20 protein-coding genes are annotated in these 20,665 nt (G+C 67.8%); 18 read left to right on the forward strand and 2 right to left on the reverse strand.

Annotation, left to right across the window (positions count from 1 at the left end):
* Positions 1-3: 3 nt before the first annotated feature.
* From ACKI2N_RS05695 to cysM, 9 genes are all read left to right on the forward strand, one after another.
* Entirely contained in the window at positions 4-489 is a 486-nt protein-coding gene (locus ACKI2N_RS05695) for an integration host factor subunit beta (protein WP_420992870.1), read from the forward strand.
* 248 nt (positions 490-737) lie between these two features.
* Positions 738-1,064, forward strand: coding sequence for a lipopolysaccharide assembly protein LapA domain-containing protein (locus ACKI2N_RS05700; RefSeq protein ID WP_420992869.1), 327 nt, complete (start codon positions 738-740; stop codon positions 1,062-1,064).
* A gap of 3 nt (positions 1,065-1,067) precedes the next feature.
* Positions 1,068-2,315 carry a lipopolysaccharide assembly protein LapB gene (gene lapB / locus ACKI2N_RS05705; protein ID WP_420992868.1) on the forward strand — a complete coding sequence of 416 codons (1,248 nt, stop codon included), beginning with the start codon at positions 1,068-1,070 and terminating at the stop codon, positions 2,313-2,315.
* A gap of 42 nt (positions 2,316-2,357) precedes the next feature.
* Positions 2,358-3,731, forward strand: coding sequence for a UDP-glucose dehydrogenase family protein (locus ACKI2N_RS05710; protein WP_420992867.1), 1,374 nt, complete (start codon positions 2,358-2,360; stop codon positions 3,729-3,731).
* A gap of 69 nt (positions 3,732-3,800) precedes the next feature.
* Complete coding sequence (gene rfaE1 / locus ACKI2N_RS05715; protein WP_420992866.1) at positions 3,801-4,793, forward strand: D-glycero-beta-D-manno-heptose-7-phosphate kinase; 993 nt, start codon at positions 3,801-3,803, stop codon at positions 4,791-4,793.
* Positions 4,790-5,785: an ADP-glyceromanno-heptose 6-epimerase gene (rfaD, locus tag ACKI2N_RS05720; protein ID WP_420992865.1), complete on the forward strand. Its 996-nt coding sequence runs from the start codon at positions 4,790-4,792 to the stop codon at positions 5,783-5,785. Before rfaE1 ends, rfaD begins: the two co-directional genes overlap by 4 nt.
* 244 nt (positions 5,786-6,029) lie before the next feature.
* Complete coding sequence (locus ACKI2N_RS05725; protein WP_420992864.1) at positions 6,030-6,434, forward strand: ComEA family DNA-binding protein; 405 nt, start codon at positions 6,030-6,032, stop codon at positions 6,432-6,434.
* Positions 6,435-6,706: 272 nt separating this feature from the next.
* Entirely contained in the window at positions 6,707-8,011 is a 1,305-nt protein-coding gene (locus tag ACKI2N_RS05730) for a solute carrier family 23 protein (RefSeq protein WP_420992863.1), read from the forward strand.
* Positions 8,012-8,156: 145 nt separating this feature from the next.
* The gene (gene cysM, locus ACKI2N_RS05735; RefSeq protein ID WP_420992862.1) at positions 8,157-9,059 is read left to right on the forward strand and encodes a cysteine synthase CysM; all 903 of its coding nucleotides are present in this window, start codon (positions 8,157-8,159) and stop codon (positions 9,057-9,059) included.
* Between the two features lie 80 nt (positions 9,060-9,139).
* Here cysM and mltB read toward each other — a convergent pair whose 3' ends face one another.
* A complete protein-coding gene (gene mltB / locus ACKI2N_RS05740; RefSeq protein WP_420992861.1) occupies positions 9,140-10,246 on the reverse strand; it encodes a lytic murein transglycosylase B in 1,107 nt (368 codons plus the stop codon).
* Positions 10,247-10,363: 117 nt separating this feature from the next.
* Between mltB and ACKI2N_RS05745 the strand changes: the two genes are divergently transcribed.
* The 8 genes from ACKI2N_RS05745 to ACKI2N_RS05780 all read left to right on the forward strand — a co-directional run bounded on the left by ACKI2N_RS05745 (position 10,364) and on the right by ACKI2N_RS05780 (position 18,620).
* The gene (locus ACKI2N_RS05745; protein ID WP_420992860.1) at positions 10,364-11,287 is read left to right on the forward strand and encodes a histone deacetylase family protein; all 924 of its coding nucleotides are present in this window, start codon (positions 10,364-10,366) and stop codon (positions 11,285-11,287) included.
* A 17-nt stretch (positions 11,288-11,304) separates the two neighbouring features.
* Entirely contained in the window at positions 11,305-12,108 is an 804-nt protein-coding gene (locus ACKI2N_RS05750) for an enoyl-CoA hydratase (protein ID WP_420992859.1), read from the forward strand.
* A 160-nt stretch (positions 12,109-12,268) separates the two neighbouring features.
* A complete protein-coding gene (locus ACKI2N_RS05755) occupies positions 12,269-13,303 on the forward strand; it encodes a methionine ABC transporter ATP-binding protein (protein ID WP_420992858.1) in 1,035 nt (344 codons plus the stop codon).
* Complete coding sequence (locus ACKI2N_RS05760) at positions 13,293-13,946, forward strand: methionine ABC transporter permease (protein WP_029043184.1); 654 nt, start codon at positions 13,293-13,295, stop codon at positions 13,944-13,946. The genes ACKI2N_RS05755 and ACKI2N_RS05760 overlap by 11 nt, the downstream gene beginning before the upstream one ends.
* 91 nt (positions 13,947-14,037) lie before the next feature.
* Complete coding sequence (locus tag ACKI2N_RS05765) at positions 14,038-14,838, forward strand: MetQ/NlpA family ABC transporter substrate-binding protein (protein WP_420992857.1); 801 nt, start codon at positions 14,038-14,040, stop codon at positions 14,836-14,838.
* Positions 14,839-15,042: 204 nt separating this feature from the next.
* Positions 15,043-15,792, forward strand: a complete 750-nt coding sequence (locus ACKI2N_RS05770) for an electron transfer flavoprotein subunit beta/FixA family protein (RefSeq protein WP_420992856.1) — start codon at positions 15,043-15,045, stop codon at positions 15,790-15,792.
* Positions 15,793-15,809: 17 nt separating this feature from the next.
* Positions 15,810-16,745, forward strand: a complete 936-nt coding sequence (locus ACKI2N_RS05775; RefSeq protein WP_420992855.1) for an electron transfer flavoprotein subunit alpha/FixB family protein — start codon at positions 15,810-15,812, stop codon at positions 16,743-16,745.
* A 90-nt stretch (positions 16,746-16,835) separates the two neighbouring features.
* Complete coding sequence (locus ACKI2N_RS05780) at positions 16,836-18,620, forward strand: acyl-CoA dehydrogenase (protein ID WP_420992854.1); 1,785 nt, start codon at positions 16,836-16,838, stop codon at positions 18,618-18,620.
* 75 nt (positions 18,621-18,695) lie between these two features.
* On the opposite strand, the gene ACKI2N_RS05785 is transcribed toward ACKI2N_RS05780, so the two are convergent.
* Complete coding sequence (locus ACKI2N_RS05785) at positions 18,696-20,000, reverse strand: D-amino acid dehydrogenase (protein WP_420992853.1); 1,305 nt, start codon at positions 19,998-20,000, stop codon at positions 18,696-18,698.
* Between the two features lie 108 nt (positions 20,001-20,108).
* Between ACKI2N_RS05785 and ACKI2N_RS05790 the strand changes: the two genes are divergently transcribed.
* Entirely contained in the window at positions 20,109-20,612 is a 504-nt protein-coding gene (locus tag ACKI2N_RS05790) for an Lrp/AsnC ligand binding domain-containing protein (protein ID WP_420992852.1), read from the forward strand.
* Positions 20,613-20,665 lie beyond the last annotated feature (53 nt).

Consider the following 20,665-nt stretch of genomic DNA (forward strand, 5'->3'; position numbering starts at 1 on the left):
CCCATGACCAAGTCCGAGCTTGTCGAAAAACTGGCTGCCCGCTTCCCGCAGTTGCTGCTGCGGGACGCGGACATCTCGGTGAAGACGATCCTCGATGCGATGTCCGAAGCGTTGGCCGATGGCCACCGCATCGAGATTCGCGGATTCGGCAGTTTTGGTCTGAACCGGCGTCCGCCGCGCGTGGGGCGCAACCCCAAGTCCGGCGAAAGGGTGCTGGTGCCCGAGAAACGGGTGCCGCACTTCAAGGCGGGCAAGGAGTTGCGCGAGCGGGTCGACCGCAGCCTGATGACGCCTGCCGGTAACGGCGGCTCGGGCGCTGGTGCCGCCGCCAACGGCAGTCACGCCGGCAGCAACGGTAATGCCAACGGCAATGGCCACGGCGCGGCGCCGGGCGCGGTCCATGCGGCATCGCACGGACAGCCCAAGCCGGCAGTGGCTGCCGGCGGCACGCTGCACGACGACGCCGGGCTGAAGCTGGCCCGGTCCTGAGTTGCGGCGATTCGTTCGCAATATGCCTGGATAGTCGAGAAAGCGCCCCGCATCGGGGCGCTTTTTCATTATGCGGGCATACAAGAGGTTACCGTTGGCGCGAGGCGATTCCGCTACAATGCCGGAAATCCACCGAGGGGTGCCGCCGCCGCGCTTGCCCGATGTTCCGTTTTGCATCGGCCGGCATTGCCGGAGCCCGGTTCCCTGCCTGCCGCATGAAGTCCGCATGAAATCTGCCTGACGTCCGCATGAAACTTGTCGCCTGGATCATCCGCATTGTCCTGTTCGCGCTGCTGTTCGTGCTGGCGCTGCGCAATACCGCCGACGCCTCGCTGCGGCTGTTCTTCGACGCCGTGTGGCGCGCGCCGCTGATCCTGATCCTGCTGGCCGCGTTCGGCCTCGGCATCGTTGCCGCGCTGGCCGCCGTCGCGCCGGCGCTGATGCGCCAGCGCATCGAAATGGGCCGGCTGCAGCGCGCGCTTGGCGAGGCGCGCAGCCAGTCGGCCGAAGGCCCGCGTGACCAGCAGGCCGCCGCGTCCGGCGTTCCTTATAACGTAGTCGGCCCGAAAGTCTGATCCATGATTTTTGAAACCTGGTGGCTGCTTGCGCTGCCGCTGATCTTCGGCCTCGGCTGGATGGCCGCGCGCTTCGACGCGCGCCAGCTCCTGAGCGAGCAGGGCGCCTTGCCCCGCTCCTATTTCAAGGGGCTGAACTTCCTGCTCAACGAGCAGCCCGACCAGGCCATCGATGCCTTTATCGAAGTGGTGCGCCTGGATCCCGAGACCACCGAGCTCCACTTCGCGCTCGGCGCGCTGTTCCGCCGGCGCGGCGAGACCGAGCGTGCCATCCGCGTGCACCAGAACCTGGCCAGCCGCCAGGATCTGCCCGACGCGGAGCGCGAGCACGCGCTCTACGAGCTCGGCCAGGATTACCTGCGCGCGGGCCTGCTGGACCGCGCCGAAGAGTCGCTGCGGCGCCTGATGTCCGGCCCCTACGCGGCGCCGGCCAAGCACGTGCTGCTCGAACTCTACGAAGTCGAGAAGGAATGGAAAAAGGCCATCGACGCCGCGCGTGAGCTGCAGCCGCTCGAGCACAAGGACTACAAGGTGCAGATCGCCCAGTTCTGCTGCGAGCTGGCCCAGGACGCGCTGCAGCGCAAGCAGCCCGACGAGGCGACCGCCTGGCTGCGCCAGGCCATCGAGGAAAATCCCGCCAATGTGCGCGCGCCGATGCTGCTGGGCGACGTGTCCATGGCCGCCGGCGATATCGCCGGGGCGCTCGGCCACTGGCTCGGCATCGAAAAGCAGGATGCGTCCTACCTGCCGCTGGTGGCGGACCGCGTGGTCAATGCCTATCGCCAGCTCGGCGAAGAAGGCCGCGCCCTGGCATGGCTGCGCGGCCTGCTCAAGACCAGCCTGGCCCCGGAGTTGCTCGACAGCGCTTATCGCGCCGAGCTCGAACTGCACGGCGCGCCCGCCGCCGCGGCGCTGATGCGCGAGCAATTGCGCCGGCAGCCTTCGCTGCTGGCCCTGACCAAGTATTTCGAAGCCCAGGCCGCCGAAGCCGCGCAGGCGCAGGAAGCGCCCGCCGACGCGGCGGCGGCCGGCACCGCGGCCACGGCGGTGGCGCCGCCGGCCGCCGGCCAGGATATCGCGCAGGCGCAGGAAGTCTCGGCGATCCGCGACCTGCTGCAGCATCGCACGCGCAACCTGGCCCGCTATACCTGCCGCGAATGCGGTTTCCGCGCGCGGCTGTTCTATTGGCAGTGCCCTGGCTGCAACCGTTGGGAGACCTACGCGCCGCGCCGTTCAGAGGCACTCGGTTGACGCTCCGGCGTCGCACGCCAATCCCTATCTGGAGTACAAGCTATGAAAGTCACCGTAATCGGCAGCGGCTACGTCGGTCTAGTGACCGGGGCCTGCCTGGCCGAACTGGGCAACGACGTGTTCTGCCTCGATGTGGACGAGCGCAAGATCGCGCTGCTCAACGCCGGCGGGGTGCCGATCTACGAACCGGGCCTCAAGGAACTGATCCTGCGCAATCGCGAAGCCGGGCGGCTGACCTTCTCCACCGACGTGGCGGCGAGCGTCGAGCACGCCGACGTGCAGTTCATCGCGGTCGGCACGCCGCCCGACGAGGACGGCTCGGCCGACCTGCAGTACGTGCTGGCGGCGGCGCGCAACATCGGCCGCCACATGACGGGCTTCAAGGTGGTGGTGGACAAGTCGACCGTGCCGGTCGGCACCGGCGACCGCGTGGCGCAGGCGATCCGTGCCGAGCTGGCCGGGCGCGGCCTCGAGGACCTGCAGTTCTCGGTGGTGTCGAACCCCGAGTTCCTCAAGGAAGGCGCCGCGGTGGAAGACTTCATGCGCCCCGACCGCATCGTGCTGGGCTGCGACGCCGACGTCGCGGGCCGCCACGCCAAGGCGATCATGCGCCAGCTCTATGCGCCGTTCAACCGCAACCACGAGCGCACCTTCTACATGGACGTGCGTTCGGCCGAGTTCACCAAGTACGCCGCCAACTCGATGCTGGCCACGCGCATCTCGTTCATGAACGAGCTGGCCAACCTGGCCGACGAAGTCGGCGCCGACATCGAGCTGGTGCGCATGGGCATCGGTTCCGATCCGCGCATCGGCTATAGTTTCCTGTATGCCGGCGCCGGCTACGGCGGCTCGTGCTTCCCCAAGGACGTGCAGGCGCTGATGCGCACCGCCAGCGCGTACGGCAAGCCCATGCGCGTGCTGGAAGCGGTCGAGGCGGTCAACGACGCGCAGAAGCAGGTGCTGGCCGACAAGATCGTGCGCCGCTTCGGCGAGGATCTCGGCGGGCGCACCTTCGCGGTCTGGGGCCTGGCGTTCAAGCCCAATACCGACGACATGCGCGAGGCGCCGTCGCGGGTGCTGGCGCGCGCACTGGTGTCGCGCGGCGCGGCCCTGCGCGTGCACGACCCGATCTCGATGGCGGAGGCGCGCCGCGCGCTGGAGGGCGACCTCGCCGACATCGAGGGCGGCTTCGCGCGCGTGCATTTCAGCGACGCCCAGATGGACACGCTGGACGGTGCCGACGCGCTGGTCATCGTCACCGAATGGAAGGTCTTCCGCAGCCCGGACTTCAACCAGATCAAGCGCCGCCTGACGGCGCCCGTCATCTTCGACGGACGCAATCTGTACGAGCCCGAGGCCATGCAGGAAGCCGGCATCGAATATCATGCGATCGGGCGGCCGACCACGACGCGCTAACCGAGAAACCAACGGGAAGAACAAGCCGACGCACTGGCTGACGGACCGGGCCGCGTTGCCAAGGACTCCATGAGCAAGAACCACATTCCGCTGCAACAGATCAATCAATCCCGCATCCTGGTGACGGGCGACATGATGCTGGACCGCTACTGGTTCGGCGACGTGGAGCGCATCTCGCCGGAAGCGCCGGTGCCGGTCGTGCAGATCAAGCGCAGCGACGAGCGTCTCGGCGGCGCGGCCAACGTGGCGCGCAACGCCGCCGCGCTCGGCGCCAACGTCGGCATGCTCGGCGTGGTCGGCGACGACGAGCCCGGCCGCACGCTCGAGACGCTGCTGGCGGCCAGCCACGTGCAGCCCTACCTGCACCGCGACCCCAGCGTCAACACCACCATCAAGCTGCGCGTGGTGGCCCACCAGCAGCAACTGCTGCGGGTGGACTTCGAGAATCCGCCCGCGCACGAGGTGCTGCTTTCCGTGCAGGACCGCTTCCTGTCCCTGGTCAAGGAATACAAGGTGCTGGTGCTGTCCGACTACGGCAAGGGCGGGCTGGCGCACGTGAGCCGCATGGTGGAAGCGGGCCGCGCGGCGGGCTGCCTGGTGCTGGTCGATCCCAAGGGCGACGACTACTCGCGCTATCGCGGCGCCACGCTGATCACGCCCAACCGCGCCGAGATGCGCCACGTGGTGGGCGCCTGGAAGACCGAGTCCGACCTGACCATCCGCGCCCAGAACCTGCGCCGCGAGCTGCAGCTCGAAGCGCTGCTGCTGACGCGCTCGGAAGAAGGCATGACGCTCTACACCGAGGCCGAAGTGCTGCACGTCTCGGCGCAGGCGCGCGAGGTCTACGACGTCTCCGGCGCCGGCGACACCGTGATCGCCACGCTGGCGACCATGCTGGGCGCGGGCGTGCCGCTCAAGGAAGCCGTGCAGCATGCCAACCGCGCCGGCGCCATCGTGGTGGGCAAGCTCGGCACCGCCGTGGTCACCTATTCTGAACTGTTCGGCACGCCGGCGCAAAACGCGGCGCTGCCTTCCGGCTCGCACGAGCCCTCACGCACATGACCATCATCGTTACCGGCGCTGCCGGCTTCATCGGCAGCAACCTCGTCAAGGGCCTGAACGACCGGGGCGAGGACAATGTCGTCGCCGTCGACAACCTGACGCGCGCAGAGAAATTCCACAACCTGGTCGACTGCGACATCCGCGACTACGTCGACAAGACCGAATTCCTGGCCCGCTTCGCGCGCGGCGAGTTCGGCAAGGTGCGCGCGGTGTTCCACGAGGGCGCCTGCTCCGACACCATGGAGCACGACGGCCGCTACATGATGGAGAACAACTACCGCTACACGCGCGCGCTGATGGAAGCCTGCCTGGAGCAGGGCACGCAGTTCCTCTACGCCTCGTCGGCCGCCACCTACGGCGCCTCGCAGGTGTTCAGGGAAGACCGCGAGCACGAGCAGCCGCTCAATGTCTATGGCTATTCCAAGTTCCTGTTCGACCAGGTGGTGCGGCGCACGCTGCCGTCGGCGCTGTCGCAGATCGTGGGCTTCCGCTACTTCAACGTCTATGGCCCGCGCGAAGCGCACAAGGGTCGCATGGCCTCGGTGGCGTTCCACAACTTCAACCAGTTCCGCGCCGACGGCACGGTGAAGCTGTTCGGCGAGTACGGCGGCTACGGCCCCGGCGGCCATACGCGCGATTTCGTCTCGGTGGAAGACGTGGTGAAGGTCAACCTGTTCTTCCTCGAGCATCCGGACAAGTCGGGCATCTTCAACCTCGGCACCGGCCATGCGCAGCCGTTCAACGATATCGCCTCGGCCGTGGTGAACACGCTGCGCGAAGCCGAGGACAAGCCCCGCCTGAGCCTGGAAGAGCTGGTGCAGGAAGGACTGGTGGAATACATCAAGTTCCCCGACGCGCTGCGCGGCAAGTACCAGTGCTACACCCAGTCCGACATGTCGCGCCTGCGCGCGGCCGGCTACAAGGAAGCGTTCTACACGGTCGAGGAAGGCGTGTCGCGCTACTGCCGCTGGCTGCTCCAGCGCAAGGGCTGAGACGGGCGCGGACTTCGACGCGCGCCGCGGCGCGCGTATCACAAAGCGGCAAGCTGGCCTTGCCAGGCAGCCTGGACGCGCGCTTCGGCGCGCGTTTTTCTTTTGGCGCCTTGCGCGGACACACCTTGGTAGCCGAGGTGAACTTTGGTTGCAGGATGCGCCAAGCGCGCCGCGCGCTTCTATCCTCCGTCTTGCCGCGTCCAGCCAGGGCGCGGCAACCTTCACAACGGATAGGAGAATCTCCATGCTCAATCAGGCAATCAGGCAGTCGATCAAGCAGTCGATCCAGCAGTCGATCAAGCTGGTGTCCAGGCATGCGGTGCTGGCGCTTGCGCTCTGCTTTTCGCTGGCGGGCGCGGCATATGCCGCCGTCGATGTGAACACCGCCGACGAGGCCACCCTGGTGACGCTCAAGGGCATCGGCCCGGCCACGGCCAGCACCATCGTCGCCGAGCGGACCAAGGGCGGCCCCTTCAAGGATGCCGCCGACCTCGCCGACCGCGTCAAGGGCCTCGGCCAGAAGTCGGTGGCGCGGCTGGAGGAAGCCGGCATGACCATCGGCGCGGGCACCGCGCCGAAGTCCGCCGCCGCCGTGGCGAAGAAGGAGGCCAAGCCCGCGGACAAGGCGCCGGCGAAGGCCGCCAGGTAGCACGCGCGCAGCGCGCGCTGCACCGCCGAAGCCCCGGACGCGTCCGGGGCTTCCTGCATTCATGCACCATGATCGTGGCAATGCGCCGCCCCGGCGCCGGCGCACGCTGGTACGGCTTGTGCTAGTCCCGGTGGCTTCGCATGAATGCGGCCGCGCGGTATCATGCGCACGCCCGCGCGGACCGAGCCGGCTGCGCGGCCACGACAAACCAATTCGAGCCGGACCTGCCCGCGAGCGGGCAGCCAGGCCAAGATAAGAAAGGGAGCTCGACGATGGGAAATGGTGAGGACGCGGGATTCCTGCCCAAGTGGCGGCTGAAGACGCATGGCGTGATCGCGCCTGACGAACGGCTGCCTGCCGGCCAGACCGTCCTGGCGGGCATCCAGCACGTGGTGGCGATGTTCGGCTCGACTGCCATCGCGCCGATCCTGATGGGCTTCAATCCCAACATCGCGATCCTGTTCTCGGGCATCGGCACGCTGATCTTCTTCCTGTGCGTGCGCGGCAGGGTGCCGAGCTACCTGGGCTCGAGCTTCGCGTTCATCGCGGTGGTGATCGCCGCCACCGGTTATGCCGGCAGCGGCCCCAACCCCAACATCCCGGTCGCGCTCGGCGGCATCATCGCCGCGGGGGCGCTCTACCTGCTCATCGGGCTGGTGGTGCAGGCGGTGGGATACCGCTGGGTGGAGCGGCTGATGCCGCCCGTGGTGACGGGCGCGATCGTCGCCGCCATCGGGCTGAACCTCGCGCCGGTGGCGGTCAGGGCCGTGAGCGGCGCCGCGCTGGATACGTGGGTGGGTCTGGCCACGGTGCTGGCGGTGGGCCTGGTGGCGGTGCACGCGCCGGGCATGCTGCGCCGCCTGCCGGTGCTGGTCGGCGGGCTGTTCGGCTACCTGCTGTACTACGTCTGCACCAACCTCATGGGGCTGGGCAAGGCCATCGACTTTTCCGGCGTGGCCGCGGCCAGCTGGTTCGGCTTGCCGGTGTTTACCGCGCCGGTGTTCCAGGCCAGCGCGATGCTGCTGATCGCGCCGGTGGCGATCGTGCTGGTGGCCGAGAACCTCGGACACATCAAGGCCATCAGCGTGATGACCGGGCGCAATCTCGATCCGTACATCGGCCGCGCCTTTATCGGCGACGGCATTGCCACCATCATCTCGGCGGGCGGCGGCGGCACCGGCGTGACCACCTACGCCGAGAACATGGGCGTGATGGCGGTGACGCGGATCTACTCCACGCTGATCTTCGTGGTGGCCGCCGTGGTGGCGCTCATCCTGGGCTTCTCGCCCAAGTTCGGCGCGCTGATCCTGACCATTCCTGGCCCGGTGATCGGCGGCCTGACCATCGTCGTGTTCGGCCTGATCTCCGCCACGGCGGGGCGCATCTGGGTCGAGAACAAGGTGGACTTCTCGAGCTCGCGCAACCTCATCACGGTCGGCGCCACGCTGACCGTGGCAGCCGGCGACCTGACCCTCAAGCTGGGCGGCATGGCGCTGGGCGGCATCGGCACCGCCACCTTCGGCGCCATCCTGCTGTACCACCTGCTGGGTGGGCGCAAGAGCGAGGCCGAGGCCTGAGCGTGCCGAACGCGCTGAACGTGCCTGACGTGTCGGACATGCCATGAGGCGGCGGCATGCCGGGGCCGCGGGGGCCCGGCATGCCGCCGACGCGAGTATTACGACTGGATTACAATGTCCGCCGACATTTGGAATCCCGCTCACCATGGCCTACAAGACGATCGAAGACACCATCGGCAATACGCCGCTGGTGCAACTGCAGCGCATTCCCGGCGCGGCCGGCGCCCCGCGCGGCAACGTAATCCTCGGCAAGCTCGAGGGCAACAACCCGGCGGGCTCGGTCAAGGACCGGCCGGCGGTGTCGATGATCGCCCGCGCCGAGGCGCGCGGCCGCATCAAGCCGGGCGACACGCTGATCGAGGCCACCTCTGGCAACACCGGTATCGCGCTGGCCATGGCGGCCGCCATCCGCGGCTACAAGATGGTGCTGATCATGCCGGAAGACCTGAGCATGGAGCGCCGCCAGAGCATGGCCGCCTATGGCGCGGAGATCATCCTCACCCCCGTCAAGGGCGGCATGGAGTACGCGCGCGACCTCGCCGACTCCATGGAGCGCGATGGCCGCGGCGTGATCCTCGACCAGTTCGCCAACCCTGACAACCCGCTGGCCCACTACGAGACCACCGGCCCCGAGATCTGGCAGGAAACCGAAGGGCGCATCACTCATTTCGTCTCCGCCATGGGCACCACCGGCACCATCACCGGCGTGTCGCGCTACCTCAAGGAGCAGAGCGCGGCGGTGCAGGTGGTCGGCGCGCAGCCGGCCGAGGGCTCGCGCATTCCCGGCATCCGCAAGTGGCCGGAGGCGTACATGCCGAAGATCTACGATCCCAAGTTCATCGACCGCACCGAGCTGGTCAGCCAGGGCGACGCCGAGCACATGGCCCGCCGCATGGCGCGCGAGGAAGGCATCTTCTGCGGCATCTCGGCCGCGGGCGCGCTGTGCGTGGCGCTGCGCATCGCCGAGGAAGTGGAGAACGCCACCATCGTCTTCGTGGTGTGCGACCGCGGCGACCGCTATCTTTCCACCGGGGTGTTCCCGGCCTGAGGTCCGCGCCGCGCGCCAGCAAAAAGCCCCGCTCGGACTACGGCGGGGCTTTTTTGCCTGTTGCCGGGCGGCGGCCCGCGTCAGCCCATCGCCGACTTGACCGCCTCGCCTAGCTGGTACACCGCCAGCGCATAAAAGAAGCTGCGGTTATAGCGCGTGAGCACGTAGAAATTGCGCAGGCCCAGCATGTAGTCGGTGGTCTCGCCGGGCGTGGGCAGGTCCACCACCAGCACGCCGGTCTCGCCTTCGCGCGCGAGGTCGATCGGCTCGTCCACGCGCAGGCCGGTCTTGAGCAACTGGTTGAGCGTGCGGGTCGGCCACGGCTCGCCGTCGGCCGCGGCGGCGGCGATGCCGCGGCTGCCCTCGTCGGTGGCGATGCGCCACACCACCGGGCGGCCCTGTTCCCAGCCGTGCAGCTGCAGGAAGCGGCCCACGCTGCCGATGGCATCGGTGGGGCTGTTGCGCAGGTCGATGTGACCGTCGCCGTCGTAGTCGATGGCATATTCGCGCAGGCTGGTGGGCATGAACTGCGGGATGCCGACCGCGCCGGCGTAGGAGCCCAGCACCGAGAACACGTCGGTATTGGTGTCCCGGCACCACAGCAGGTAGTCCGCGAGCTGGTTGCGGAACAGCGTGGTGCGGGCATCGCGGTTGGGCGTGTCGGGATAGTCGAAGGCCAGCGTGGAGAGCGAATCGATCACGCGGAACGTGCCCATGTCGCGCCCGTAGATGGTCTCCACGCCGATGATGCCGACGATCACGGAGGCCGGCACGCCGAACTCGGCCTCGGCGCGGCGCAGCGTGTCGCGGTTCTGCTGCCAGAAGCGCACGCCGGCGTTGATGCGGATCGGCTCGATGAAGCGCGAGCGGTAGGCGCGCCAGCTTTTGCGCCCCGGCGTGGCCGGCGGCATGATCAGGCGCGCGACCGTGGACGAATAGACGGTCTGGCCGAACCAGCCTTCGAGCAGGGTGCGGGAGAAGCCGTGGCGCGCCACCATGTCGTCGATGAAGGCGCGGCTCTTGGGATTGTCGCGGTAGCGGCCCGGCTCGATCTCTTCTTCGCGCACGCTCGCGCTGCGCTTGCCGGCCGCGAGCAGGGCGGGGGAGACGCCGCACAAGCTCAATGCGGCAGCGGAAAGCGCGGCGCCCAGCAGTGGGCGGCGCAAGGAGCGCTGGATGTCGGTCATGGTGTCCTTTGCAAGTCGCTGCGAGTATAGCGGATGGTGCGCGCGCGGCACCCGGCTGGGTGGCTGGCCCGGCATGTGCTAACGTAGCGAATGGAGACAACCATAAAGCAATAAGACATGCCGACAGGCTTCTACACGCATCCCGAATTCCTGCTGCATGAGATGGGGCATTTTCATCCGGAGTGCCCGGAGCGCCTGCAGGCCATCGAGGACCAGCTGATCTCGCACGGCATGGACGGCCTGCTGGACCGGCGCGAAGCCCCGCCCGCCACCGCCGAGCAGATCGGCCGCGTGCACCGGCCGGAATACGTGGCCAGCCTCGCCGCGGCCAGCCCCGCCAGCGGCTACCACCCGATCGACCCGGACACGCTGATGAACAGCCACACGCTGGCCGCCGCCGGCCTGGCGGCCGGCGCCGCCGTGGCCGCCACCGACGCGGTGATCGCGGGCGAGATCGAGAACGCCTTCTGCTGCGTGCGTCCGCCCGGCCACCACGCCGAGCCGGACCGCGCGATGGGCTTCTGCTTCTACAACAACGTGGCGGTCGCGGCGCGCCACGCGCTGGCCGCGCACGGGCTGGAGCGGGTGGCCATCGTCGACTTCGACGTGCACCACGGCAACGGCACCGAGGCGGCATTCCGCTGCGACCCGCAGGTGCTGATGTGCAGCTTCTTCCAGCACCCGTTCTATCCCTACAGCGGCACCGAGCATATCGCCGCCAATATGTCGAACATCCCGCTGCCGGCCTATACCAACGGCCTGGCGGTGCGCGAAGTGGTGGAGACGATCTGGCTGCCGCGCCTGCATGAGTTCAAGCCGCAGATGCTGTTCATCTCGGCGGGCTTCGACGCCCACCGCGAGGACGACCTCGGGCAGATGGGCCTGGTCGAGCAGGACTACGCCTGGATCACCTCGCAACTGATGGAGGTCGCCCGCACCCACGCGAAGGGGCGCATCGTCAGTTGCCTGGAAGGCGGCTACAACCTCAGCGCGCTCGGCCGCAGCGTGCTGGCGCACCTCAAGGTGCTGCTCGAACAATAGGCACACAGGAGACCGGCATGGCCGAAACCGACAACCGCGCGGCCACGCCGCTGCTGGCCGAAAGCCTGGACGCCGCGGGCGTGCTGCGGCTGACGATGAACCGCCCCAAGGCTTTCAACGCCTTGTCCGAAGGCCTGCTGGACGCGCTCGCCGCCGCCTTCTCCCGCATCGCGGCCGATCCCGCGGTGCGCGTGGTGGTGCTGGCCGGCGCCGGGCGCGCCTTCTGCGCGGGCCACGACCTGCGCGAGATGCGCGCCAGCCCCTCGCATGCCTACTACCGCGGGCTGTTCGACCGCTGCACGCGCATGATGATGGCGATCCACAAGATGCCCCAGCCCGTGATCGCGCGCGTGCAGGGCATCGCCACCGCCGCCGGCTGCCAGCTGGTGGCGATGTGCGACCTGGCGGTGGCGGCGGACGATGCGCGCTTCGCGGTGTCCGGCGTCAACCTCGGCCTGTTCTGCTCGACCCCCGGCGTGGCGCTGTCGCGCAACGTCTCGCGCAAGCAGGCGCTGGAAATGCTGCTGACCGGCGACATGATCGACGCGGCGCAGGCGCGCGAGCGCGGCCTGGTCAACCGCGTGGTGCCGCCCGCTGCACTCGACGCCGAGGTCGCGCGCCTGGCCGCCAGCATCTGCGCGAAGCCGGCCGCGGCGGTGGCCGCCGGCAAGGGGCTGTTCTACCGCCAGCTCGAGATGGGCATCGAGGCGGCCTACCAGCTTGCCGGCCAGACCATGGCCTGCAACATGATGGACGAGTCGGCACTGGAAGGCGTGCAGGCCTTCCTGGACAAGCGCCCGCCCTCCTGGGGCGGCGCCTAAGCAGCTTTTCGTTGTTCTATATGCTGCGAGCATATAAAGACATCGGCAAAAATTCGTTTCTGGCATGAAGCGGATCGCTTAAAATGCGAGCTTCGCCAAAAAAATAAGATGCGGCAACAGCGCTTGAGACATTTCTCGCCTGTTGCCGTTTTCATTTCACATGATCGAACTGCAAGGTTTATCGCAGCGCTTCCCCGGCGGGTCGGGCGAGGTGCATGCATTGCGGGATGTCAGCCTGTCCATCGCTTCGGGCGAGGTCTTCGGCATCATCGGCCGCAGCGGTGCCGGCAAGAGCACGCTGGTGCGGGCCATCAACCTGCTCAACCGCCCCAGCGCCGGCCGCGTGATCGTCGCCGGCCAGGACCTGACCGCGCTCGACAGCGGCGCGCTGCGCCAGGCTCGCCGCGACATCGGCATGATCTTCCAGCATTTCAACCTGCTGTCGTCGCGCACTGTGTACGACAACGTGGCGCTGCCGCTGGAGCTGGCCGGCAAGTCCAGGAGCGAGATTTCCGCGACCGTGCTGCCGCTGCTGGAACTGGTCGGCCTGACGGCGCTGAAGGACCGCTATCCCGCCCAGATCAGCGGCGGCCAGAAGCAGCGCGTGGGCATCGCCCGCGCGCTGGCCAGCAAGCCCAAGGTGCTGCTGTCCGACGAGGCCACCTCCGCGCTCGACCCCGAAACCACGCGCGCCATCCTGGAGCTGCTCAAGCAGATCAACCGCGACCTGGGCCTGACCATCGTCATGATCACGCACCAGATGGAAGTGATCAAACAGGTCTGCGACCGCGTTGCCGTGCTCGAAGCGGGGCAGGTGGTGGAAACCGGCCGCGTGATCGACGTCTTCCTGCGCCCGCAGCATGCGGTCACGCGCGCGATGATCGGCGACGTGATCGCCCAGGAACTGCCGGCCAGCGTGCTCAAGCGCGTGGAAAGCCGGCTCGGCAACGGGCGCGACCACGTCTACCGCCTGGCCTTCACCGGCGCCGGCGTGGACCAGCCGGTGCTGGCCCAGGCCATCCGCCGCCACGGGCTCGATTTCAATATCCTGCACGGGCATATCGACGAGATCCAGGGCCAGGCCTTCGGCTCGCTGGCCATCATGGCCACGGGCGAGCTGGCCGACGTCAAGGCGGCCATGGCATTCCTGCAAGAACAAGGCGTGGTGGTGGAGGAGATCGAGCATGTGGTCTGAAATGTTTGACCTGTTCCTGACCTCGTTCAACGAGACCCTGCTGATGGTGGGCATCTCGGGCGTGGTCGGCGCGCTGTTCGGCGTGCCGCTGGGCGTGCTGCTGCACCTGACCAACCGCGGCGGCGTGCTGTCGCACCCGCTGTTCAACCGCACCATCGGCGTGGTGGTCAACGCGGTGCGCTCGATTCCCTTCATCATCCTGCTGGTGGTGGTGATCCCGTTCACGCGCTTTATCGTCGGCTCGTCGATCGGCACCACGGCCGCCGTGGTGCCGCTGACCATCGCCGCGATTCCGTTCATCGCGCGCCTGGTGGAAAGCGCGCTGCGCGAAGTCGACAAGGGCCTGGTGGAAGCCGCCCAGTCGATGGGCGCGACCACCGGCCAGATCGTCATGAAGGTGCTGCTGCCCGAGGCCATGCCCGGCATCGTGGCCGGCCTGACCATCACCTTCGTCAGCCTGGTCGGCTACTCGGCCATGGCCGGCGCCATCGGCGGCGGCGGGCTGGGCGACCTGGGCATCCGCTATGGCTACCAGCGCTACATCACCGAGGTGATGGTGGCGGTGGTGCTGATCCTGATCGTCTTCGTGCAGGCGGTGCAGAGCTTCGGCGACTGGCTGGTGCGGCGCATCAGCCATAAGTAAGGCGCACGCGAAAAGCCAGCGCGGCAACAGCGCGCGGGCCACGCGCGCGGAAAACCAGAGTCAGAGCATTCGAGAAACAAGGAAGCCAGTCATGCAACGTCGCAACGTGCTGCAATGGATCGCCGGCGCCGCCATTGTTGGCGCCACCTTCGCCACCGGCGCTCTCGCCCAGGAAAAGCCGGTCAAGGTCGGCGTCACGGGCGGCCCGCACGCCCAGATCATGGAGCAGGTGAAGAAGGTCGCGGCCAGGGACGGCCTCAACATCCAGGTGGTGGAGTTCAGCGACTACATCCAGCCCAACGCCGCGCTGGCCGCCGGCGACCTCGACGCCAACAGCTACCAGCACCTGCCGTACCTGGAAGCGCAGATCAAGGACCGCGGCTACAAGTTCGCCAACGTCGGCTTTACCGTGACCTTCCCGATGGGCGTGTACTCCAGGAAGCTCAAGTCGCTCGACCAGCTCAAGGACGGCGCGCGCGTGGGCGTGCCCAACGATCCCACCAACGGCGGCCGCGGCCTGCTGCTGCTGCAGAGCAAGGGCCTCGTCAAGCTGCGCCCGGACGCCGGCCTGAAGGCCACGCCGCTGGACATCGTGTCCAACCCGAAGAAGATCAGGATCGTGGAACTGGACGCCGCCCAGCTGCCGCGCTCGCTGGACGACCTCGACGCCGCCGCCATCAACGGCAACTATGCCGAGTCCGCCGGACTGTCGCCGACCAAGGACGCGATCGCCATGGAAGGCCCGAAGGGTCCCTATGCCAACCTGATCGCCGTTCGCGAAGCCGACAAGAACAAGCCGTGGGTAGCCAAGCTGGTGAAGGCCTACCACTCGCCCGAGGTCAAGCAGTATGTGCAGAGCACCTACAAGGATTCGGTGATTACCGCCTGGTAAGTTGGAGAAAAACCTCCAAACCGCCGTGCCGCAGGGCAGCCCGCGGCACAATGGCCCCAGGTTTTCGCGTTGCCGGGCTATGCCCGGCAATTCTTTGCCGATAAAATAGTACGACCGTTCGAAAAACAAGAAGGCCGCCAACCCGGTGGTTATAATGGCGGGCGAACCAAATTTCTGACTATCGACTATCAGTGGAGTGAGCGCATGAAAGTACTCGTCGCAGTCAAGCGCGTGGTGGATTACAACGTCAAGGTCCGGGTCAAGTCGGACGGCTCGGGCGTGGATCTGGCCAACGTCAAGATGAGCATGAACCCGTTTGACGAAATCGCCGTGGAAGAAGCGGTGCGCCTGAAGGAAGCCGGCGTGGCGACCGAGGTGATCGCCGTGTCGTGCGGCGTGGCGCAATGCCAGGAAACCCTGCGCACCGCGATGGCGATCGGCGCCGACCGCGGCATCCTGGTCGAGTCGGGCGAAGAGCTGCAGCCGCTGGCCGTGGCCAAGCTGCTCAAGGCACTGGTGGACAAGGAGCAGCCGCAACTGGTGATCCTGGGCAAGCAGGCCATCGACGACGATTCCAACCAGACCGGCCAGATGCTGGCCGCGCTGGCGGGCCTGCCGCAAGCGACCTTCGCCTCCAAGGTGACGGTCGCCGATGGCCGTGCATCGGTGACGCGCGAAGTGGATGGCGGGCTGGAAACGCTGTCGCTCAAGCTGCCGGCGGTGGTCACCACCGACCTGCGCCTGAACGAGCCGCGCTACGTCACGCTGCCCAACATCATGAAGGCCAAGAAGAAGCCGCTCGAGACCGTCAAGCCCGAGGACCTCGGCGTCGACGTCGCGCCGCGCCTGAAGACCGTCAAGGTCGTCGAGCCGCCCAAGCGCAGCGCGGGTGTGATGGTGCCGGACGTCGCGACGCTGGTGCAGAAGCTGAAGAACGAAGCCAAGGTCATCTGAGCGCCAGGAGATAAAACATGACTGCACTCGTCATTGCTGAACACGACAACCAATCCATCAAGTCGGCCACGCTGAACACCGTGACGGCAGCCGTCCAGTGCGGCGGCGACGTCCACGTGCTGGTTGCCGGCGCCAATGCCAGGGCGGCTGCCGACGCGGCCGCCAAGATCGCCGGCGTGTCCAAGGTGCTGCTGGCCGACGCGCCGTATTTCGGCGACGGCCTGGCCGAGAACATCGCCGAACAGGTCCTGGCCATCGCCAGCGACTACAGCCACATCCTGGCGCCCGCCACCGCCTACGGCAAGAACATCCTGCCGCGCGTGGCCGCCAAGCTCGACGTGGCCCAGCTGTCGGACATCACCAAGGTCGACGGCCCGGACACCTTCGAGCGCCCGATCTACGCCGGCAACGCGATCTCGATCGTGCAATCGTCGGACAAGGTCAAGGTCATCACCGTGCGCGGCACCGGCTTCGACGCCGCCGCCGCCGAAGGCGGCTCGGCCGCCGTGGAAAGCCTGCCGGCCGTGGCCGACACGGGCATCTCGCAGTTCGTCTCGCGCGAAGTCACCAAGAGCGACCGCCCGGAACTGACCGCGGCCAAGATCATCGTGTCCGGTGGCCGTGGCGTGGGTTCGGGCGAGAACTACACCAAGGTGCTGACGCCGCTGGCCGACAAGCTGAACGCCGCCATGGGCGCCTCGCGCGCCGCGGTGGACGCCGGCTTCGTGCCCAACGACTACCAGGTCGGCCAGACCGGCAAGATCGTCGCGCCGCAGCTGTACATCGCCGTCGGCATCTCGGGCGCGATCCAGCATCTGGCCGGCATGAAGGACTCCAAGGTGATCGTGGCGATCAACAAGGATGCCGAAGCGCCGATCTTCTCGGTGGCTGACTACGGCCTGGTTGGCGACCTGAACACCGTCGTGCCGGAACTGGTGGCGGCGCTGGGCTGATCGCGCGGGCCCTGCCGGGCCCGCCCAGAAAGTGCAAGCCGTTCCGGGCCCGCCCGCGAACGGCTTTTTTATACACATCCGGAGACATCGATGACCTACCGTGCCCCGCTCAAGGACATGCTGTTCGTGATGAACGAACTGGCTGGCCTCGGCGCAGTCAGCAAGCTGCCCGGCTTCGAGGACGCCACGCCGGAGACGGCGCAGGCGGTGCTCGACGAGGCGGCCAAGTTCAACGAACAAGTGGTGGCGCCGCTCAACCGCATCGGCGACACCGACCCCAGCCGCTGGAAGGACGGCGTGGTCACGACCACGCCCGGCTTCAAGGACGCCTTCCGCCAGTTCGCCGAAGGCGGCTGGCAGGGCGTGCTGCATCCGCAGGAATTCGGCGGGCAGGGCCTGCCCAAGCTGATCGCCACGGCGTGCAACGAGATGCTCAACAGCGCCAACCTCTCGTTCGCGCTGTGCCCGCTGCTGACCGACGGCGCCATCGAGGCGCTGCTCACCGCGGGCAGCGACGCGCAGAAGGCCGCCTTCCTGCCCAGGCTGATCTCGGGCGAATGGACCGGCACCATGAACCTGACCGAGCCGCAGGCCGGCTCGGACCTGGCCGCCGTGCGCACGCGCGCCGAGCCGCAGGGCGACGGCACCTACAAGGTGTTCGGCACCAAGATCTTCATCACCTACGGCGAGCACGACATGGCGAAGAACATCGTCCATCTCGTGCTGGCGCGCACGCCCGATGCGCCCGAGGGCGTGAAAGGCATCTCGCTGTTCATCGTGCCCAAGTTCCTGGTCAACGAAGACGGCTCCACCGGCGCGCGCAACGACGTGCACTGCGTGTCGATCGAGCACAAGCTCGGCATCAAGGCCAGCCCCACCGCCGTGCTGCAGTTCGGCGACCACGGCGGCGCCATCGGCACGCTGGTCGGCGAGGAGAACCGCGGCCTCGAGTACATGTTCATCATGATGAACTCGGCGCGCTTTTCGGTCGGCATGCAAGGCGTGGCGGTGTCCGAGCGCGCCTACCAGCAGGCCGTGGCGTTTGCCCGCGAGCGCGTGCAGAGCCGCCCGGTCGACGGCTCCGCGCGCGAGGCGGTCACCATCATCCACCACCCGGACGTCAAGCGCATGCTGATGACCATGCGCGCGCTGACCGAAGGCGCGCGCGCGGTGGCCTACGTGGCCGCGGCCGCCTGCGACACCGCGCACCAGCACCCCGACGAGGCTGTGCGCCGGCAGTACCAGGCCTTCTACGAGTTCCTGGTGCCCATCGTCAAGGGCTGGAGCACCGAGCTGTCGATCGAGGTCACCAGCCTCGGCGTGCAGGTGCACGGCGGCATGGGTTTCATCGAAGAGACCGGCGCCGCCCAGCACTACCGCGACGCGCGCATCCTGCCGATCTACGAAGGCACCACTGCCATCCAGGCCAACGACCTGGTCGGGCGCAAGACCGTGCGCGACGGCGGCGCGACCGCGCGCGCGATCTGCGCGCAGATCGCCGAGACCGAGGCCGCGCTGGGCCAGCAGGGCGGGGCGGCCTTCGCGGCGGTGCAGGCGCAACTGGCCCGCGGCCGCGCGGCGCTCGAAGCCGTGGTGGCGTTCGTGGCCGGCAATGCCAAGTCGGATCCAAACGCGGTGTTCGCCGGCAGCGTGCCTTACCTGAAGCTGTGCGGCATCGTGTTCTCGGGCTGGCAGCTCGCCCGCGCGATGCTGGCCGCGCAGGCCAGGCACGGCGAGGATGCGGCGTTCCACGATGCCAAGATCGCGACCGCGCATTTCTTCGCCGAGCACATCCTTTCGCAGGCATCGGGTTTGCGCGACGCCATCGTGGCTGGCGCGGCGCCGGTCAATGCCTTGAGCGAAGCGCAGTTCTGACGGCTGCGCGGCAGAAGCAAGAAGGGCGGCCCCGGGAGGGGCCGCCCTTTTTTTTCGGGCGCGGGCTTGGCCGGCTCAGGCCACGGCGGGGCGGTGCGCGGCGCGCGCGCCCGGCTGCCTGATATAGCGGGCCACGGACAGGTCGTCGGCGCGGATGGCCGGCGAGGTGCCCGACACCAGGTCCGACAGCAGCTTGCCCGAGCCGCAGGCCATGGTCCAGCCCAGCGTGCCGTGGCCGGTGTTGAGCCACAGGCCCTTGACGGGGGTCGGGCCGACGATGGGCGTGCCGTCCGGGGTCATCGGGCGCAGGCCGGTCCAGAAGGTGGCGCGGCTGACGTCGCCGGCCCCCGGGAACAGGTCGTTCATCACGTGCTCCAGCGTGCGGCGCTTGGACGGGTCCAGCGAACGGTCGTAGCCGACGATCTGGGCCATGCCGCCCACGCGGATGCGGTCGTCGAAGCGCGTGATGGCGACCTTGTAGGTCTCGTCGAGCACGGTCGACACCGGGCTGCGCGCCGCGTCGGTCATCGGCACGGTGATGGAGAAGCCCTTGAGCGGGTAGACCGGCAGGTTCGAGATGCCCGGCAGGAAGTTCTTCACGAACGGGGTCGACCAGCTTCCCAGCGCCACCACCACCAGGTCGGCCGTCACCGGCTGGCCGCCGACCATCGCGCCGGTAACCGCGTCGCCCTTGGTCAGCAGTCCGTCGATGGAGCGGTTGTAGTGGAACTTCACGCCCAGGCCTTCGGCCATCGCCGCGAGCTGGGTGGTGAACAACTGGCAGTCGCCGGTTTCGTCGTTGGGCAGCCGCAGGCCGCCGCTCAGCTTGTGGCTGACCGCGGCCAGGGCCGGTTCGCTCGCGGCGAGGTCTTCGCGCGACAGCAACTGGTAGGGCACGCCGGCCTGCTCGAGCACGGCGATGTCCTTGGCCGCGCCGTCGAGCTGCTCCGGCGTGCGGAAAACCTGCAGCGTGCCTTGCTGGCGGCCTTCGTACGCGATGCCGGTATCGGCGCGCAGCGCGCGGATGCAGTCGCGGCTGTATTCGGCCAGCCGCACCATGCGTTCCTTGTTGACGGCGTAGCGCTCGGCCGAGCAGTTCATCAGCATCTGCCACATCCATTGCAGCTGGAACAGCGTGCCGTCCGGGCGCACCGTGAGCGGAGCGTGCTCCTGGAACATCCACTTGATGGCCTTGAGCGGCACGCCGGGCGCGGCCCACGGCGACGCATAACCGGGCGAGATCTGGCCGGCGTTGGCGAAACTGGTGCCGAGCGCGGGCGCGGCCTCGCGGTCGATCACCGTGACTTCATGGCCGGCACGGGCCAGATACCAGGCGCTTGTCACGCCAATCACACCGCTGCCAAGTACGAGAACGCGCATAGTCGGGGGCCTGAACCAGAAATCAAGGTGGATAAAGTAATTAACTCTATAATATTTAAATATGTGCAGTCATAGTTGTCGTAATTTTCAGGGAAACAGGAACTACTCATGAGAACGAGCCGGCAACCCGTGCGCAGCCTGGACCGGCTGGACCGCAGGATCCTGGCGCTGCTCCAGGCCGACGGGCGCATGTCGATGAAAGAGCTGGCCGAAGCGGTGGGGCTGACCATCACGCCCTGCATCGAGCGGGTCAAGCGCATGGAGCGCGACGGCGTGATCATGGGCTACTACGCGCGGCTCAATCCCGCGCTGCTGGGCAGCGGCCTGCTGGTATTCGTGGAAATCTCGCTGGGCAACAAGTCCGGCAACATGTTCGAGCAGTTCCGCCGCGAAGTGTCGCGCATTCCCGAAGTGCTGGAGTGCCACCTGGTGTCGGGCGACTTCGATTACCTGATCAAGGCGCGCATCCGCGAGATCGGCGAATACCGGCGCCTGCTCGGCGACATCCTGCTGCAGTTGCCCGGCGCCGCGCAGTCCAAGAGCTACGTGGTGATGGAAGAGATCAAGGAGACGCTCGCGATCGCGGTCGACGAAAAGGCGCCGCCGGCCTGAGGGCGGGACCCACCGCCGCGGGGCGTCTCACGCGCGCCGGCACGCCCCGGAAA

Source organism: Cupriavidus sp. 30B13 (assembly GCF_049059565.2).
Lineage (GTDB): Bacteria > Pseudomonadota > Gammaproteobacteria > Burkholderiales > Burkholderiaceae > Cupriavidus.